Genomic DNA, 16,832 nt, shown 5'->3' with positions numbered 1-16,832 from the left:
CAACCCCTCACGCCTCGGACCGCCACTGGGTGTACACCGAGGCGATGCCGTCCCGCAGCGGGATCGTCGGCTTCCAGCCGAGATCCGTCAGCCGGGACACGTCCAGCAGTTTCCGCGGGGTCCCGTCGGGCTTGGTCGAGTCCCAGGCGATGGCACCCTCATAGCCGACGACGTCCCTGACGGTCTGCGCGAGTTCGCGGATCGTCAGGTCGTCGCCGCAGCCGACGTTGACCGGCTCGTCGCCGTCGTAGGTGCGCAGCAGCAGCGCGCAGGCGGCGGCGAGATCGTCCACGTGCAGGAACTCGCGCCGCGGGGAGCCGGTGCCCCAGAGCTCGACGCTCTCGCGCCCGTCCCGCTTCGCCTCGTGGAAGCGGCGGATCAGGGCCGGCAGGACGTGCGAGGTCTCCAGGTCGAAGTTGTCGCCGGGACCGTAGAGATTGGTCGGCATCGCCGAGATGTACGAGGCGCCGTACTGCCGCCGGTAGGACTGGATCTGGACGATGCCGGCGATCTTGGCGAGCGCGTACGGCTCGTTGGTCGGCTCCAGCGGGCCGGTGAGCAGCGCGTCCTCGCGGATCGGCTGCGGGGCGAGCTTGGGGTAGATGCAGGACGAGCCGAGGAAGAGCAGCCGGCCGACCCCCGCCGCGTGTGCGCCGGCGATGACGCTCAGCTGGATCCGCAGGTTGTCCTCGATGAACTGCACCGGATAGGTGCTGTTGGCCATGATCCCGCCGACCTTGGCGGCGGCGAGTACGACCGCGTCGGGCCGGACCTCCGCCAGGAACTTCCCGGTCTCCGCGGCGTCGCGCAGGTCCAGTCCGTCCCGGCCGCGGGTGATCACCTGGTAGCCGTCGGCGGTGAGCCGGCGGGTGACCGCCGAGCCGACCAGTCCGCGGTGTCCCGCGACGAAGATCCGGGCGCTGGGCGGGAGCAGTTCCCTCGTAGCCTTCATGACACCGGATTATGCCCTGTGGCATCACCCATTCGGGTCTGAGCCCAGCTTTCCGTACGAAACAGCAATATATCCGGATCCCTAAGGGGGGACCGCGTGAGCAAGAGCGCACTCATCACCGGCGTCACCGGCCAGGACGGCTCGTACCTGGCCGAACTGCTGCTCGCCAAGGGCTACACGGTGCACGGTCTCGTGCGCCGGTCGTCCAGCTTCAACACCGAGCGGATCGACCACATCTACCAGGGCCCGCAGGAGGCGAATCGTTCCCTCGTGCTGCACCACGCCGATCTGTCGGACGGCGTCGCCCTGGTGAACCTGCTGCGCGACCTGCAGCCCGACGAGGTGTACAACCTCGGCGCGCAGTCGCACGTCCGGGTCTCCTTCGACGCGCCGCTCTACACCGGCGACGTGACCGGTCTCGGCGCGCTGCGCCTGCTGGAGGCGGTCCGCGCGAGCGGTATCAGCACCCGCGTCTACCAGGCCTCGTCGTCGGAGATGTTCGGCGCCGCGCCGCCGCCGCAGAACGAGAGCACGCCGTTCCACCCGCGCAGCCCCTACGGCTGCGCCAAGGTCTTCGGCTACTGGTCGACGGTGAACTACCGCGAGGCGTACGGAATGTTCGCCGTCAACGGGATCCTGTTCAACCACGAGTCCCCGCGCCGTGGGGAGACCTTCGTCACACGGAAGATCACCCGGGCGGTCGCCCGGATCCAGGCCGGCCTGCAGGACCGGCTCTACCTCGGCAACCTCGACGCGGTCCGCGACTGGGGCTACGCGCCGGAGTACGTGGACGCGATGTGGCGGATGCTGCAGCGCGACGAGCCCGACGACTATGTGGTCGCCACCGGTGAGCCTGCTACGGTGCGGCAGTTCGTGGAGACCGCGTTCGCCCATGCGGGACTGGAATGGGCCGAATATGTTCGCTACGACCCCAAGTACGAGCGGCCCAGCGAGGTCGACGCACTCATCGGGGATGCGAGCAAGGCCCACGACCTCCTTGGCTGGAAAGCATCGGTCAAGGTGGAAGAACTGGCTCGGATCATGGTGGATGCCGACATTCAGCACGTATCCGATCAGTTGGCGGGCGCAACTGTGCGCATAGATCGCTAAATCTCGCCAAAACTACAGACTGGGGCCTACCGAGCGCCCTACTCTGCCCTGCACCGTCGGCTGTACGAGCCACGGGCAAACGCTAGGGGCCTGGGGGGCTACGCATGCGTAAATTGGGGGTGTTCTCGGTTGCCACTGCATTGGCGGCCGCGACACTGGGAGTGATGACGTCGCAGTCCGCGACGGCACTGACTCCGCCGGTCGCCATCACGGCGGACGACCTTTCGACCTGGCAGACCAACGGGATCGTCTGGGCCTTCGCCCAGGCGGACGGAGTGGTCTTCGCCGGGGGTACGTTCTCGGCCATCCGGCCGCCCGGCTCGGCTGCCGGCGAGAACGAGCAGCCCGCGGTCAACTTCGCCGCGTTCGACACCACGACGGGCGCACCCACCGGGTGCCACCTGTCCTTCACCGGCGGCACGGAGACGGTCCGCGCGCTCACCGTCTCACCGGACCGCAAGACGCTCTACGCGGGCGGCTCCTTCGGAGCGGTCAACGGCGTCGGGGTGAGCAACCTGGCGGCGATCGACATCGCCACCTGCACCCCGCGCAACGACTTCCACGTCAACGTCACCGCCACCGTGCGCGCGCTGACGGCGACCGCCGACACCGTCTACCTCGGCGGCGACTTCCAGTCCGTCGAGGGCCAGACCCGCGGCCACCTGGCCGCGGTCACCACCGCGGGCGCCCTGAAGCCGTGGACGGCCGACACGGACGAGACGGCGCGCGCCGTCGAGGTCGCGGCCGACGGCACACATGTGATCGTCGGCGGTGACTTCTACACCGTGAACGGCGCGAACTCGCACGCCCTGGCGGTGGTGGACGCCACCACCGGAGCCGTCACCAAGAACTACCCGAACGGCTTCATCGACAACACGTCGGTCGTCAAGGACATCATCACCGACAGCACCGGCTTCTACGTCGCCAACGAGGGCACCGGCGGCGGTGTGTTCGACGGCCGCATCGCCTTCAACTACAGCGACTGGAACCAGCGCTGGCGGGACACCTGCCTGGGCGCCACCCAGAACCTGGCGCTCTACCAGTCGGTGATCTACAGCGGTTCGCACGCCCACGACTGCTCGACCATGGGCGAGTACCCGGACGGCACCCGCCACCACCTGCTGGCCGAGTCGGTCGACAGCCCGACGCTGCTGCCCTGGTTCCCCGACACCAATGACGGTCTCGGCGAGCTGGTCGGCCCGCGTGTGCTGATCGTCGCGTCCGGCGGCGGCAAGGACTACCTCTGGGCCGGTGGCGGTTTCACCACCACCAACCTCAAGGCCCAGCAGGGTCTGACCCGCTTCTCGAACGGTCCTGACACCGGGGCGCCCAGCATCCCGCAGGTCGTCGCGTCGAGCGTGGAGCCCGGCAAGGTCCAGGTCCGCTGGCAGACCAGTCTGGACCTCGACGACGGCAACCTGACCTACAACGTGTACCGGAACAACGGTGCCACCCCGGTCTACACCGTCAGCGCCTCCTCGCTCCCGTGGGTGCGGCCGCAGCTCACCTTCACCGACACCAACGTGGTGGCGGGCACGTCGTACACCTACCGGGTGTCGGCGAGCGACGGCACCAACGTCAGCGCCAAGTCGGCCAACGCGACCACCGTCGCCGCGGCCACCGCCGAGTCGTACCCCGCCAAGGTGATCGCCGACGGCGCCAACCTGTACTGGCGCTACGACGAGACGGCCGGCTACCTCGCGGACGCCTCGGGCAACCAGGCGGCCGGCGACAACGTCGGGTACTCGACCCGCCGGGTCGTCCCCGCCGCGGTCCAGGGCAACAGCACGGCGGTCACGTACAACGGCACCAGCCAGTACTCGTACAGCGACCGCTCCTACCCCCGCCCGGCCTCGTACAGCGTCGAGACGTGGTTCAAGACGACCACCACGCAGGGCGGAAAGCTCGTCGGCTTCGGCAGCAACACCAACGGCCGGCTCAGCTCCAACTACGACAAGCACATCTACATGACCAACAACGGTCAGCTGATCTTCGGCGCCTACCTCAACGGGACCCGCACCATCGCCAGCGGTACCGGCCTGAACAACGGCCAGTGGCACCACGTGGTCGGTACCCAGGGCTCCAACGGCATGCGGCTGTACGTCGACGGAAACCTCGTGTCCAGCAACAGCGCGTACACCGCCAGCCAGGACTACACCGGTTACTGGCACGTCGGCGGCGACCAGCTCAACGGCTGGCCGAGCCAGCCCGCGAGCAACTACTTCGCCGGCTCCATCGACGAGACCGCGATCTACCCGAGCGTTCTGACTCCCGCGCAGATCGCCCAGCACCGCACCCTGGGGCTCACCGGATGATCCACCCGCTCCGGGCCACCGCCGCCGCCGTCATCACGACGGCGGTGGCGGTGGTGTTCCTGACCGGCTGCTCCAGCAGCGACCCGAAGGCCGCCGCGCCTCCGACCGCCTCCGCCCCCGCCTCCGGGGGCCTCGACCAGAACCCCACCGCCACCGCCGCTCCGACCACGCCCGGACCCACCGTCCCGGCGGCGGAACTGACACCGGCGACGGGCTCCTTCACCAAGCAGCAGAAGCAGTACCTGACCGGCCGGGTGCCGAAGGGATCGGACCCGGCGGCCGTGCTGGAGCTCGGCCAGGAGTCCTGCGACAAGATCAAGTTCATCGCCAAGCGGGACCCCGACGCGGCGGCGAGCGGCATCGTCCTCGGCCAGATCTCCGGCGCGCACGACGCCGTCACCGCACTCTGCCCCGACCAGAAGCCGGTACTCGCGGCGGCGGAACACGGCTTCACCGACGGCACCTTCACCGTCGGGAGCAAGGCGAAGGCCGGCAGCGTCATCACCCCCGGCACCTATCACGCGCCGACCCCGTCCAAGGGCTGCTCCTGGAAGCTCACCGGCGCGGACGGCAAGGCGGTCTCCGGCAGCAAGGCGCTGGTCACCGTGCCGGCCGGCGCACGCGGCTTCACCAGCACGGGCTGCTCCGTCTGGCTCTTCTCGAAGGGGGAGTGAACGGGGTATGCGGGTCCTGCACGCCGTCACGCTGCACACACCCAGCCACGCCTTCGGCGGTCCGACGCGGGTGGCGCTCAGCCTCTCGCGCGGGCTGATCGAGCGCGGGGTCGACGCCCGGCTGGTCACCCTCGGCGACGAGTTCGAGGGGCCGCTGCCGACCGAGGTGGAAGGGGTACCGGCGCAGCTGTTCCAGGCCCGGCACCTCATCCGGCGGTTCGGCGTCGCGGGGATCACCTCCCCGTCACTGCTGGCCAGGGCGCGCCGGCTGGTGAAGTCGGCGGACGTCGTGCACGTCCACCTCATGCGGGACCTCGTCACCCTGCCGATCGCGCTCGCCGCCCTGCAGTGCGGCCGGCCACTGGTCCTGCAGACGCACGGGATGATCGACCCGACCGAGCGGCTGCCCGCCAAGATCTCCGACGCGTTCGGGGTGCGGCGGGTGCTGCGGCGGGCCGACGCGGTGCTGTGCCTCACCGAGACCGAGCGCCGCAACGTCAACGCCGTGGTGGAACCGGTCGAACTGACCAACACCATACGGCTGGCCAACGGCGTCGAACCGCAGGGCGAGTACCGCCCGGAACTGCGGGCCTCCTCGCACGGCGGGCCGCCCACCGTGCTGTATCTGGCCCGGGTGCACCCCGCCAAGCGGCCCGAGGACTTCATCGAGGCCGTCCCCGGCGTGCTCGGCAAGCACCCGGAGGCGCGCTTCGTGCTCGCCGGGCCCGACACGGGCGGCCTGGAGGCGACCCTGGCCCGCGCCCGCGCGCTGGGGGTCGACGGGTCGGTGGAGTACGTCGGCGCGCTCGACAGGACCGCGGTGTACGAGCAGCTGCGGCGGGCGGACGTCTACGTCATCCCGTCGATCCAGGAATCGTTCTCGCTGTCCGCGGCCGAGGCCATGTCCGTGGGCACACCCGTGGTCGTCACGAAGACCTGCGGGCTGGCCCCCGACATCGAGGCGGCGGGCGCGGGCCGGCTCGTGGACAGCCGCGAGGAGACCGGCGGCGGGAACAGTGCCGAGAACGGCGCCCGGATCGCCGGTGCGATCCTGGAGCTGCTCGACCCGGCGGTGCACGCGGCGGCCTCCGTCGCGGCCCGGCGGCTGATCCATGACTCCTTCACCATCGACGCGATCGTGGACCACCTGCAAAAGGTGTACGCGGACGTGCGACGCTGACGGGGTAGCGGGGAAGGGGGACTGCAGCCATGGCGGTTGTCGACACACGGGTGGCCGAGACGCGCACCAGGCGGCCCGAGGTGCCCGCGGTGTCCCCCCGGGCCGTGCTGTCCCGTGCCCTGGCCGTGCCGCTGGTGCTCGGCCTGGTCGTCTTCCTGCCCGCCACCGTGGCCCTCCAGCCGGGCGCGGGCGTGCACGACGAGGCGTACTGGCTGCAGATCGCACTGACCTGCTACGCCGGGGCCCGGCTGTCGTCGATGATCCTCACCACCCGCCGCCGGCGGCTCATCCAGGGGTCGTTCTGGCTGTTCGTCTACGCGGCCATGGGCGTCGCCTCGCTCGCCCAGCTCGTCCTGGGCCGCGTCCCGACGCCGCTGGTCGGCCCGCGCAGCGATCTGTCGGCGGCCCTCGCACTGACCCTCGTCGGCTGTGTGGCCTTCGACGTCGGCGTCCTGCTGGCCCGGCACCGCCCGGTGCGCACCGGCCGCAAGGAGCGCCCGGCGGCCTCCGTGAGCCCGCGCCGGCTGTATCTGCTGGTGCTGCTGGCGTTCGTGGCCAGCAGCTACTACGTCATGAAACTCGGCGGGCCCGCGGTGCTGTTCAGCAGCCGCCAGGAGATCAGCGACACCCTCGCGGAGACCGGGGTGGCCACCGCCGGTTCGCACGCGGGCTCCGCGACGCTGCGCGGCTTCGGGACGGTACCGGCGCTGCTGGCGCTGCTCTTCCTCACCCGCTGGCTGGTGACCTCGCGCATCGCGCGCCGGCGGCCGCTGCCGATCCTGCTGTGGATCGCCACCGCCGGGCTGAACATCGTCGTCAACAACCCGATATCCAACGCCCGGTTCTGGTTCCTGACCGTGCTGTTCTCCTTCCTGTTCACGGCGTTCCCGCGCAGCCCCGTGATGTACCGCTCCGCGCTGGCCCTGGGCGTCGTCGCGGCGCTGCTGGTGTTCCCCTTCATGGACCGGTTCCGCTACGACGCGGCCGACTACAGGCCCATGGAGACCAATTCGGTCCTCGAACCGCTGGCGCGCAAGGACTACGACCAGACGGTGATGTTCGCCAACGCGATCACCGAGGTGCACTCCGGCGCGGGCCACACCTACGGCCGCCAGCTCGCCGCCGCGGTCTTCTTCTACGTGCCCCGCTCCGCCTGGCCCGACAAGGCACTGGACACCGGCATCATGCTCGGCGAGTGGATGGGCAACAAGAACACCAACCTCTCCTCACCGCTGTGGTCCGAACTGTGGCTGGATTTCGGACCGCTCGGGATGACCGGCGGCTTCCTGGGGGTCGGCTACCTGGCGGCGCGCGGCGACCGGCGGTACGCGCTGCGCACCGCGGACGGCGGACGGCCGGGCGACATGACGGCCATCATCGTGCCGCTGATCGCCGGCTACTCCTTCATCCTGCTGCGCGGTTCACTTCTCCAGGCCTCCGGCCGGATCGGGATCGCCGTGCTGTGCCTGGCCATGGTCGCTTCCTTCCGCACCGACCCGCGCAAGCTCCTGCGCTGACGCCGCCGAGGCGCTGACCGAGCCGATCCGCAGCCAGGTGGCGACCGCCTTGGCGACGGAGCCGAGACCCAGGCCCCAGGCCGCGCCGAGGACCCCGCCCAGCGCGTAGCCGGTGAGCATGAACGCCACCGCCGCCAGGGAGAAGACCACCTGGATCGGCAGTGTGGTGCGCGGGCGCAGCACCCGCAGCGTCAGCAGTCCGCAGGTGCCGACCGCCATCGCGGTGTACTGGCTGCCGCTGGCCGGCAGCAGATGGGCGGCGTTGGGCCAGGTGTCGCCGAGGAGTTGTCTGCCGATCCGGTCCGGCAGCAGGTACAGCACGGTCGCCCAGCTCGCGGCGACGGTGGCCAGTACGGCGGCGAGCACCGCGGTGGCGCGGACCTGGCCGCGTACGCTCTCCGTCCGGTTCAGCAGCGGCGGGCCGAAGGCCGTCGAGGCGTTGAACAGGACGTTCAGCGGTCCGAAGAGGGTGGTCGCGCCGCGCAGCGCGCCGACCGCCAGCGGGGTGGCGAACAGCCCGAGGCCGAGGATCGCCAACTGGCTGGATCCGTTGCCGACGCCGAACTCCACGACGAAGCGCTGCCCGAGGTGGCCGCGGCGCACATACGTCCGCAGGTCCGCGGGCAGGCCGCGGAGCAGCGGGGCGAGCAGGGCGATGGCGGTGAGCAGCGCGGGCAGCGCCGACAGGCCCCAGACGGCCACCAGCCGGGCGGGGCCGGCTCCGTGCGGCTGCACCGCCAGCGCGGGCAGCGCGACGGCGAGCCGTACGAGGTCGGCGGCCAGCGCGTAGTGCGGCAGCCGCAGCGCCGAGAAGCAGTAGCGGATCCCGTCCTGGGTCAGGGCGATGGGCAGGATGAGCCCGAGCACGGCGAGCGCGGCGGCGGTGTCGCCGGGCACGAAGGCCAGCACGGCCGCGGCCGTGAACCCGATGACGGTGGACGCGACGACGGTGAAGACCGCCGCGGAGCGGCAGGCGGCCCGGATCACCCGGTCCTCGCCGCGGACCAGCACCAGCGCCTGGCCGACGTAGCTGACGCCGACGCCGAGCAGGATGGTGAAGACCATGTAGACCATGGAGAAGACGGCGAACCCGGCGGCGCTGGACAGCCGCGCGGCGACCACCAGCACCAGGATGTTGGTGAGCGCCGACACTCCCTGGTCCGCGACGGAGCACGCTATGGAGGCTTTCGCCCCCGGGACTCTCATGACACCGGCGACCGTTCGGGTTCCGGGAGGACGGCTTCCAGCAGGTCCGTCGCCGTGGCCGCGGGGGCGCTGCCGGCGTCCTCCGCGGGAGCCATGGGGAGGGGGGCCGTACGGTCCTCGTTGCGGCGCCACGGCAGGGTGAATCCGGTGCTGCCCGACGAGTGCAGCACCGCGCCGAGCACGGTGCCGCCGGCGCCGCTGATGAGTTCGCGGACCCGCTCCAGGTCGGCCCGGTGCACCTCGCGCGGGTCGCAGACCACCAGGACGCCGTCCACCCGGTCGACGAGTGCGAGGGCGTCGGCGTAGGCGAGCACGGCGGGCGCGTGGACGATGACCGCGGACTTCGGGGCGTCGGCCTCGGAGATGAGCCTTGTGGCCGGTACCGAGGTCAGCGCGCGGGCGACGTTGCGGACCCGGCGGCCCGGCACCAGGTCGAAGGAGCCGGACTCACCGGCGTCGATGGAGATCTGGTGCCCGGCCGGCCAGCCGCCGTCGCCCACCGAGGGCGTACGGGCCCAGGCCGGGCGGGAGCCGTCGCCGGAGCGCAGCCGGTCGGCCAGCGTCGGGGTGCGCAGGTCGGCCTCGATGAGCAGGACCTCCATGCCGGTCTCGGCGAAGGAGGCGGCCAGGTTGACCGAGACGGCGGTGGCGGTCTCGCTGGAGCCGCGCGGCGCGACCACCAGCAGCCGCCGGCGGTCGGCGAACCGCTGGTCGTACGCGAGCCGGAAGGCCACCGAGCGGTACGCCTCGGCGAGCCGGCTCTCGGTGTTGTCGAGGGCGAGCAGCGGAGCCGGTTCACGGCTGTCGCGGACCCGCGGCAGCGTCCCGAGGACGGGGGCCCGCAGCGCGCGCACCACATCGCTGTCGGAGCGGGCCGCCGGGTCGAAGACCAGCCGCACCCAGGCGGCGAGCAGGCCGATGGCGATACCGACGCCCAGGCCCAGGCCGAGGGAGATCGGCAGGCCGAGCCCGGCGGGCGAGGTCGGCGGGACGGCCGTGCGGATCACGTTGCCCGAGGTGGTGTCGAGGGCCTTCAGTTCGCTGATCTTGCCGTTGAGCTCGGAGATCCGGCCCAGCAGGTTGGTCTGCGCGTTGGTGTTGGTGGCGACGCTCGACGGGTCCTTCTGCTTCTCGATCGACTTGCGCAGCGCCTCGGACTGCTTCACCAGCGGGTCCAGCTGGGTCTTGTAGCCGTTGACCATGATCGTGATGCTCGACGCGGTCTGCTGCTGCCGGTTGTCCAGGTAGGCCTGGGTGAGGGCGTTGGCCCGGGCCGCCGCCTCCTGAGGGCTGTGGCCGGTGTACGCGAAGTCCAGTGCCGTGGTCTGCGGGGGGTTGGTCACCTGCAGGTTGGCGAGCAGTTCGGTGGCCGCTTCCGGCTGTCCCAGCGCCTTGGCCGCGCGCTCCGCGACGACGCCGCTGGCGGCGGTCTGCCGCTCCGAGCCCATGTTCAGGATCTTGTCGGGGGTGGCACCGGTGGCGAACGGGTTCACGGAGGCGGCCCGGACGGTGATCTCGCTCGTCGCGACGTACTTGTCCGCTCCCGACAGCGCCAGCGCGGCGCCGCCGAGCAGCCCGATCAGCACTCCGGCCACGATCAGTGCCCGGTAGCGGATCAGCTGGCGGAACTGGTCGCGCAACAGGTCCGGTTCGTCATGTTGCTCGATCACGTGCGTGAAACCCCCTCAGGCGCGCGCTCCCCATGCGCTCGCTCATTATGCGCGTTCGTCACCGGATCAGGTGTCCGAATGTGCGGGCTCCGCGGCCTGCGCGGATTCCGCGAATGGTACTGGTGGCGCCGACGGGGCCCGCGGGGCGGTGTCCAGGGCCTCGGCCACGAGGGCGTCGATCCGGTCCAGGCCCGCGGTGCGGCTGAGGTGCGCGTCGGCGTAGCGCGGTCCGTTGGACCCCAGCGCGTCGGCCGACTCCGGGTCCTCGGCGAGTGTCAGCACCGCTTTCAGCAGCGCGTGCGGGTCCTCGGGCGCCACCAGGACGCCCGCGCCGGAGCGCAGCACCTCCTCCGCCGTGCCACCCTTGGCGGCCACCGAGGCGACGACCGGCCGGCCGGTGGCGAAGTACGAGGTGAGCTTGGAGGGGATGCTCATGTCGAGGACGGACGCGCGCTGGGTGACGGCGAGGACGTCGGCCGCGGCGAGGACGTCGGGGAAGTCCGCGTCGTCGACCGGTTGCATGAACTCCAGGTTCGGCATTCCGCCGGCCAGTGCGCGCAGCTGCTCGCGCTGGTTGCCGTCCCCCATGAGGACGACGCGGACGGCCGGGTCCAGCCGGGCGGTCTCGACCAGCACCTCCAGGCCCTGCTTGAGTCCCATGTTGCCGGAGTGCAGGACGACGGTCTGGCCCTCCCGCCAGCCCAGCCGGGCGCGCATCTCGGCGCGGGGCCGCGAGGGGCGCGCCACATGCGACCAGTTGGGGACCACGCGTATCCGCTCACGCGGTACGCCGAGCGCGGCGACCTTGTCGGTGAAGCTCTCGTGGATGACGCCGACCAGCGTCGCGCGCTTGAGCACGTACGCCTCGACGGCGCTGGCGGCGGCCGCCGCCCGGTCCCCGCCGCTGATGCCGCTCTGCTTGGCGGCGGCACCCATCAGGTCCTGCACGATGGGGACATAGGGGACACCGTGCCGCCGGGCGGTGCGCGCCGCGAGGACGCCGCCGGCCAGGCTGGGCAGCTGCGCGACGACCACGTCGGGCCGGACGCGCGGCGGCGCGAGCAGTCCGTGCACGAGCACCGACGCTTCGAACAGGGCGCGGCGCACCGCGGTCTGGCGCGGTGGCACGGTGTGCCGGCGACGGTACACCCGCACCCCGCCGCGCTCCTCCTCGGTCCGCCAGACACCCCGGTAGGCGGGGTCGGTCTCCCAGGCGGGGTAGTGCGGCATACCGGCGAGCACCGCCACGTCGGCCCCGCCCGCGGCCCAGTGTTCGGCGATCTGCGTGGCGTACGGCCCGATACCGGTGTGTTCCGGCGCGTAATTGGTTGAAACCAAGAACAGCCGTTTGTGGCGAAAGCTGTCAAGAGCCGACACGGCGCGCCCCGTTCCCCCCAGAAGTGACCAAGCGTCCACCCTAACTGTTCACCGGTGCTACATGTTGACGATTCCAGCCGGTCTTCGTTTCGCAAATCGTCGCTTAGTATCTGCGACGTCCGGCTATCGTCGGAGACTCACCATCGCCTTGGGCATTACCGGGCGGGGCAGTACGGCTGGGGGTCGTTTCGTGGCACACCGTGTCGGCTACGCGCCAGGGGTCTACGACCTCTTCCACGTGGGGCATCTCAACATCCTTCGGCATGCCCGCAGCCAGTGCGACTATCTCGTCGCGGGCGTCGTCTCCGACGAAATGGCCGAATTGGCCAAGGGGCGCCGGCCCATGGTTCCGCTGATCGAGCGGCTGGAGATCGTCCGCAGCGTGCGCTTCGTGGACGCGGCCTTCGTCGAGACCGTCCCCGACAAGGTGGAGACCTGGCAGCAGGTGCGCTTCGACGTCATCTTCAAGGGCGACGACTGGCGCGGCACCGAGAAGGGCGCCCGCCTGGAGCGGGACTTCGCGGCGGTCGGCGTCGAGGTCGTGTACTTCCCGTACACCGTGCACACGTCCAGCACCCAGCTGCGCCGGGCGCTGGACGTACTCACCGAGCCCGTCACCCCGGAAGGCGCCGAGCGCCACGGTTGAACGGCCCGACTCCCCGGAGCCGGGGATCGGACGGCGGGGGATCAGGAGGCCGGGGCGCCCACGGCCTTCAGTTCGCGGAACCACTTCGCCAGGAACGCGCCCAGGAACAGCACGTACACCCCGCCCAGGAACGCGTAGGCGTACAGGAACGCCCGTCCGCCGCCCAGCGCCAGGAAGACCACGCAGAAGACCCCGTAGTCGACGGGCAGCAGGCCCACGGCCCTGATCCGCGACGGGGCGGCCGGCGCGGATCCGGGCGCGGATTTCGGCTTGAGCTTTTCGGTCAGCAGCCCGCCGACGTAGATCATCACGGCGGCGAACTGGAAGCCGAGCGGCAGCAGCAGCCAACCCTCGCCCGGCAGATCGAAGAAGCGGTAGAACGAGATCAGCACCGCGGCGTGCACGCCGGTGATCTTCCCGCAGTCCACCACATGGTCCAGCCACTCCCCCGCCGGACTGCCACGGCGCAGCAGCCGTGCCAGCTGGCCGTCGGCCGAGTCGAAGGCGAAGCCGATCACCAGCGCGAGGTAGACAGCGACCGACAGCGTCCAGGACGGGCGCACCAGCGCGACCGCCGCGATGGCGCCGTAGGTGAAGGCCATGCTGACCAGCGTCACCTGATTGGGTGTGAGTCCGACCCGGTAGGCAGCCGCGGCGAGCACCCGGCCGGCCGGCCGGTTGATGTAGCGCGAGTACAGCGACACGCCCTTCGCCGACTTCTGCGCGGTGCGCAGTTCTCGCAGCGCGGCGCCGAAACCGGCCTCCCGAACTGCCGTTGTTCCCGCCACGTAGCCCCCCACGTCGTCCTGTCTGCGGCATACCCCTGGCACACCAATGGCCGCTCGCGTACCGCGGGTCCACATCATGTCAGCCGACTCCGCCACGCGCCGCGCCGCCCCAATAACATCAAAAGATCGGGCATTGCGCCCTAAAGTGGTCCTCAATGTCCATGACCCGCCGTACCGTGCTGCAGGTCGCCGCCGCCGGAGCCCTGCTCACCGGCTGTGCGGACGGCCGGCCCTCCGCCGCCGGGGCCTCCCCGGACCCCGCGGCCAGCCAGGCGCCCCCCGAGCACCCGCCCGCCGCACCCTCCTCCGCTCACCCCGCACTGCCACCGCTGCCGCCCGGCCTGCCCGCGCAGATCGAGCACGGGCCCAGAAACCGCCCCCAGGTCGCGCTCACCTTCCACGGCCGGGGCGAACCGGCCATCGCCACCGCCCTGCTGACCGAGGCGGAGCGGGCCGGGGCGCGGCTGACGGTGCTGGCCGTCGGCGAGTGGCTGGACCAGTACCCGCAACTCGCCCGCCGGATCCTCGACGGCGGTCATGAGCTGGGCAACCACACCCAGACCCACGGCAACATCTGCGCGATGGGCGCGGCCGCCGCGACCGCCGAGATCACCGGCTGCGCGGACCGGCTGCGCAAGCTCACCGGTTCGCCCGGCCGCTGGTTCCGGCCGTCCCAGGCCCGGCTGGCCACCCCGCTCGTCGAACGCCTCGCCCGGCAGGCGGGATACGAGCACGTCCTCGCGTACGACGTGGACTCCCTCGACTTCACCGAACCCGGAACCGGGGCCGTCCGGGCCAAGGTGGCCAAGGACGTCGGCCCCGGATCCGTGGTGAGCCTGCACTTCGGGTACGCCGGCACGATCGCCGCACTGCCCGGGATCCTCGACGACCTGAAACGGCGCGGGCTGCGCGCCGTGACCACGACGGAGCTACTGACCTGATGCGTCCTGTGAACCGTGTGCGCCCCGCCGTCCTGCTGGCCGCCACCATCGCCCTCGTGACCGCCACCGCCGGCTGCGGGAAGGACGGCACCGAACAGCACGCGCCCTCCCCGGCGGCCACCAAGGCCGCCGTCAGGTCGGCCCCGGCCAAGATCCTGCCCCAGGGGCTGCCGGGTATGCCGCCGGTGCTCGACCCGAAGGACGTCTACGCGGCGGACCGCCCCAACGCGCTCTCCCCGGTGGTGAAGAACTTCCCGTCCCGGGTGTACGTGCCGAACACCAACTCCAACACGGTGTCGGTGATCGACCCGGCGACGTACAAGGTCATCGAGACGATCCCGGTCGGTGAGCAGCCGCAGCACGTCGTCCCGTCCTGGGACCTCAAGACGCTCTGGGTCAACAACGACGTCGGCAACTCGCTGACCCCGATCGACCCGGCGACCGGCCGGGCCGGCTCCACCGTCCAGGTGCACGACCCCTACAACCTGTACTTCACCCCGAACGGCAAGTACGCGGTGGTGATGGCCTCCCTCGACCGCGAGCTGGTCTTCCGCGACGCGCACAGCATGAAGGTCAAGAAGACCGTCCCGGTGTCCTGCTACGGCGTCAACCACGCGGACTTCTCGCCCGACGGCCGGTACTTCATCGTCTCCTGCGAGTTCTCCGCGGAGCTGCTCAAGGTCGACACCGAGAAGATGGAGATCGTCGGCCAGCAGCGGCTGCCGTTCGACGGCGCGATGCCGCAGGACGTGAAGATGTCCCCCGACGGCAAGACCTGGTACATCGCCGACATGATGGCCGACGGCATGTGGGTGCTGCACGGCGACACGTTCTCCAAGCCGTATCTGATGCCCACCGGCAAGGGCTGCCACGGCCTCTACGTCAGCCGTGACTCCAAGTCGATGTACATCTCCAACCGCGGCGAGGGGTCGGTGTCGGTGCTGGACTTCGCCACCAACAAGCTCATCCACAAGTGGGAGATCCCGGGCGGCGGCAGCCCCGACATGGGCGGGGTGTCCGCGGACGGCAAGGTGCTGTGGCTGTCGGGGCGCTACAACGCCGAGGTCTACGCGATCGACACCAGCGACGGCCACACGATCGCCAAGATCCCGGTCGGCTCGGGCCCGCACGGCCTGGCCGTCTACCCGCAGCCCGGCCGCTACTCGCTGGGCCACACCGGGATCTTCCGCTAGGACCCCGGGGTCCCCGAGGCCTTCAGGACGCTCCGGGCCAGGCAGGTGGCGGCCGCGGCCCGGGGCGCGCTGCCCTCCCGCCAGGTACGGCTGGGATGCACCGAGTTGGTGAGCAGCACCAGGAACGTGTCGGTGGCGGGATCGATCACCAGGCTCGTACCGGTGAAACCGCTGTGCCCGACGGCGCCGTGGCCGGCCAGCTCGCCCATCAGGCCCGGCTGGTCGGTCTCGAAGCCGGGGTAGGGCCCGCCGGCGTCGAGCAGCGACCGGCAGAACAGGGCGAGGTCCCACGCGGTGGAGAAGAGCCCGGCGTGCCCGCTGACCCCGCCCGCCGCGTAGGCGTTCTCGTCATGGACGACGCCGTGCACCATGCCGCGGTCGAGCTTGCCCCAGGGCCGCCGCTGGTCCTCGGTCGCGGCGATCCGGGGCAGCAGGGCGGCGGGCGGGTTGTAGCCGGTGTCCTTCATGCCGAGCGGCCCGGTGATCCCGTCCCTGACCAGGACGTCCAGCGGCGTTCCTGTGGCCCGTTCCAGTACCTGCTGGAGGGCGATCAGATTGAGGTCGGAGTAGATCCGGACGGTGCCGGGCGGGTGCAGCGGCCGCTCGTCCCACAGCAGCCGCAGCCGGGCCGCCGGGGTGGGCAGGTCGTAGAACGGCAGCTCGGGGCGGAAGCCGGAGGTGTGGTCGAGCAGCTGCCGTACGGTGATGTCCGCCGTGCCCGCGGCGGCGAACTCCGGCACGTACGAGGCCACCGGCCGGTCGAGGTCCAGGAGCCGCGCCGCGACGACGGCTGTGCAGAGCTTGCTGACGGACGCCAGGTCGAAGACCGTGTCGGGCCGCATCGGCACCCACCGCTCCGGCGGCAGCTCCACACCGCGGTCGGCGGCCGCGTCGTAGCCCGCGTACCGCACCGCCCAGCCGACCGCCTCGTGCAGCGCGACGACCTGGCCGCGCCCGGCGAGCACGACCGCGCCCGCGCACCAGGGGTGGACGGGCGACGGCTCCAGGGCCGTCCTCAGCCCGGGGACGAGCCGCCGCAGTTCCCCGGCGTCGAGGCCGGCCTCAGGGCAGGTACCTCTCGACAGCGGCGGCGCCATGCTCCTCCAGCTCCTTGCGGGCCCTCTCGATCCGGGCGGGAGTGGGTTCGCGGCCGGAGAGCATCACCAGGTCCTCCGGATCCACCGCGTTCTCGGACCCGGTGTGCAGCACGCTGTCGGCGGTCTTGAACGCCCAGCGGTTCCCGTCGATCGGCTCGGACATTCC

Annotated in this window: 15 protein-coding genes; 8 read left to right on the top strand and 7 right to left on the bottom strand. The window is 71.2% G+C overall.

Features of this window, described 5'->3' with window-relative positions:
- Positions 1–7: 7 nt before the first annotated feature.
- Positions 8–952: a GDP-L-fucose synthase family protein gene (locus C6N31_RS21265; protein WP_138353800.1), complete on the bottom strand. Its 945-nt coding sequence runs from the start codon at positions 950–952 to the stop codon at positions 8–10.
- Positions 953–1,048: 96 nt separating this feature from the next.
- Between C6N31_RS21265 and gmd the strand changes: the two genes are divergently transcribed.
- From gmd to C6N31_RS21240, 5 genes are all read left to right on the top strand, one after another.
- Positions 1,049–2,062: a GDP-mannose 4,6-dehydratase gene (gmd, locus tag C6N31_RS21260; protein ID WP_138353801.1), complete on the top strand. Its 1,014-nt coding sequence runs from the start codon at positions 1,049–1,051 to the stop codon at positions 2,060–2,062.
- 104 nt (positions 2,063–2,166) lie between these two features.
- Entirely contained in the window at positions 2,167–4,377 is a 2,211-nt protein-coding gene (locus C6N31_RS21255) for a LamG-like jellyroll fold domain-containing protein (RefSeq protein WP_138353802.1), read from the top strand.
- Positions 4,374–5,051 carry an Rv1352/Rv1906c domain-containing protein gene (locus C6N31_RS21250; RefSeq protein WP_198357974.1) on the top strand — a complete coding sequence of 226 codons (678 nt, stop codon included), beginning with the start codon at positions 4,374–4,376 and terminating at the stop codon, positions 5,049–5,051. The genes C6N31_RS21255 and C6N31_RS21250 overlap by 4 nt, the downstream gene beginning before the upstream one ends.
- 7 nt (positions 5,052–5,058) lie before the next feature.
- The gene (locus C6N31_RS21245; RefSeq protein WP_138353804.1) at positions 5,059–6,231 is read left to right on the top strand and encodes a glycosyltransferase; all 1,173 of its coding nucleotides are present in this window, start codon (positions 5,059–5,061) and stop codon (positions 6,229–6,231) included.
- A 29-nt stretch (positions 6,232–6,260) separates the two neighbouring features.
- The gene (locus C6N31_RS21240; protein WP_232485466.1) at positions 6,261–7,748 is read left to right on the top strand and encodes an O-antigen polymerase; all 1,488 of its coding nucleotides are present in this window, start codon (positions 6,261–6,263) and stop codon (positions 7,746–7,748) included.
- Here C6N31_RS21240 and C6N31_RS21235 read toward each other — a convergent pair.
- The 3 genes from C6N31_RS21235 to C6N31_RS21225 all read right to left on the bottom strand — a co-directional run bounded on the left by C6N31_RS21235 (position 7,653) and on the right by C6N31_RS21225 (position 11,962).
- Positions 7,653–8,954 (bottom strand): MATE family efflux transporter, encoded by a 1,302-nt coding sequence (locus C6N31_RS21235; RefSeq protein ID WP_138353805.1) that lies wholly within the window; start codon positions 8,952–8,954, stop codon positions 7,653–7,655. The genes C6N31_RS21240 and C6N31_RS21235 overlap by 96 nt on opposite strands.
- Positions 8,951–10,624, bottom strand: coding sequence for a tyrosine-protein kinase domain-containing protein (locus C6N31_RS45215; RefSeq protein ID WP_187144846.1), 1,674 nt, complete (start codon positions 10,622–10,624; stop codon positions 8,951–8,953). The genes C6N31_RS21235 and C6N31_RS45215 overlap by 4 nt, the downstream gene beginning before the upstream one ends.
- 66 nt (positions 10,625–10,690) lie before the next feature.
- Positions 10,691–11,962 (bottom strand): glycosyltransferase family 4 protein, encoded by a 1,272-nt coding sequence (locus tag C6N31_RS21225; RefSeq protein WP_138353806.1) that lies wholly within the window; start codon positions 11,960–11,962, stop codon positions 10,691–10,693.
- Between the two features lie 229 nt (positions 11,963–12,191).
- Here C6N31_RS21225 and C6N31_RS21220 point away from each other — a divergent pair, with 229 nt between their 5' ends.
- Positions 12,192–12,647: an FAD synthase family protein gene (locus C6N31_RS21220; RefSeq protein WP_138353807.1), complete on the top strand. Its 456-nt coding sequence runs from the start codon at positions 12,192–12,194 to the stop codon at positions 12,645–12,647.
- Between the two features lie 41 nt (positions 12,648–12,688).
- On the opposite strand, the gene C6N31_RS21215 is transcribed toward C6N31_RS21220, so the two are convergent.
- Complete coding sequence (locus C6N31_RS21215; RefSeq protein ID WP_232485478.1) at positions 12,689–13,381, bottom strand: CDP-alcohol phosphatidyltransferase family protein; 693 nt, start codon at positions 13,379–13,381, stop codon at positions 12,689–12,691.
- A gap of 209 nt (positions 13,382–13,590) precedes the next feature.
- On the opposite strand from C6N31_RS21215, the gene C6N31_RS21210 reads away from it, so the two are divergent.
- Both C6N31_RS21210 and C6N31_RS21205 read left to right on the top strand, forming a co-directional pair.
- Positions 13,591–14,376 carry a polysaccharide deacetylase family protein gene (locus C6N31_RS21210; protein WP_164294705.1) on the top strand — a complete coding sequence of 262 codons (786 nt, stop codon included), beginning with the start codon at positions 13,591–13,593 and terminating at the stop codon, positions 14,374–14,376.
- Entirely contained in the window at positions 14,376–15,569 is a 1,194-nt protein-coding gene (locus C6N31_RS21205; RefSeq protein ID WP_138357606.1) for a YncE family protein, read from the top strand. Before C6N31_RS21210 ends, C6N31_RS21205 begins: the two co-directional genes overlap by 1 nt.
- Here C6N31_RS21205 and C6N31_RS21200 read toward each other — a convergent pair.
- Positions 15,566–16,666 carry a serine hydrolase domain-containing protein gene (locus C6N31_RS21200; protein WP_198357973.1) on the bottom strand — a complete coding sequence of 367 codons (1,101 nt, stop codon included), beginning with the start codon at positions 16,664–16,666 and terminating at the stop codon, positions 15,566–15,568. The genes C6N31_RS21205 and C6N31_RS21200 overlap by 4 nt on opposite strands.
- Positions 16,632–16,829: a hypothetical protein gene (locus tag C6N31_RS21195; protein WP_138357608.1), complete on the bottom strand. Its 198-nt coding sequence runs from the start codon at positions 16,827–16,829 to the stop codon at positions 16,632–16,634. The genes C6N31_RS21200 and C6N31_RS21195 overlap by 35 nt, the downstream gene beginning before the upstream one ends.
- Positions 16,830–16,832: the final 3 nt, after the last annotated feature.

This window comes from Streptomyces fildesensis (assembly GCF_016107395.1).
GTDB lineage: Bacteria > Actinomycetota > Actinomycetes > Streptomycetales > Streptomycetaceae > Actinacidiphila > Actinacidiphila fildesensis.
Note: the sequence above shows the minus strand (reverse complement) of the source record. Positions and strands in the feature narration are given on the sequence as shown.

Excerpts from the sequence above, each read along its gene's own strand:
- C6N31_RS21265 (WP_138353800.1), bottom strand. The coding sequence starts at position 952 with ATGAAGGCTACGAGGGAACTGCTCCCGCCCAGCGCCCGGATCTTCGTC.
- C6N31_RS21255 (WP_138353802.1), top strand. The coding sequence starts at position 2,167 with ATGCGTAAATTGGGGGTGTTCTCGGTTGCCACTGCATTGGCGGCCGCG.
- C6N31_RS21250 (WP_198357974.1), top strand. The coding sequence starts at position 4,374 with ATGATCCACCCGCTCCGGGCCACCGCCGCCGCCGTCATCACGACGGCG.
- C6N31_RS21245 (WP_138353804.1), top strand. The coding sequence starts at position 5,059 with ATGCGGGTCCTGCACGCCGTCACGCTGCACACACCCAGCCACGCCTTC.
- C6N31_RS21240 (WP_232485466.1), top strand. The coding sequence starts at position 6,261 with ATGGCGGTTGTCGACACACGGGTGGCCGAGACGCGCACCAGGCGGCCC.
- C6N31_RS21235 (WP_138353805.1), bottom strand. The coding sequence starts at position 8,954 with ATGAGAGTCCCGGGGGCGAAAGCCTCCATAGCGTGCTCCGTCGCGGAC.
- C6N31_RS21210 (WP_164294705.1), top strand. The coding sequence starts at position 13,591 with ATGTCCATGACCCGCCGTACCGTGCTGCAGGTCGCCGCCGCCGGAGCC.
- C6N31_RS21205 (WP_138357606.1), top strand. The coding sequence starts at position 14,376 with ATGCGTCCTGTGAACCGTGTGCGCCCCGCCGTCCTGCTGGCCGCCACC.
- C6N31_RS21200 (WP_198357973.1), bottom strand. The coding sequence starts at position 16,666 with ATGGCGCCGCCGCTGTCGAGAGGTACCTGCCCTGAGGCCGGCCTCGAC.
- C6N31_RS21195 (WP_138357608.1), bottom strand. The coding sequence starts at position 16,829 with ATGTCCGAGCCGATCGACGGGAACCGCTGGGCGTTCAAGACCGCCGAC.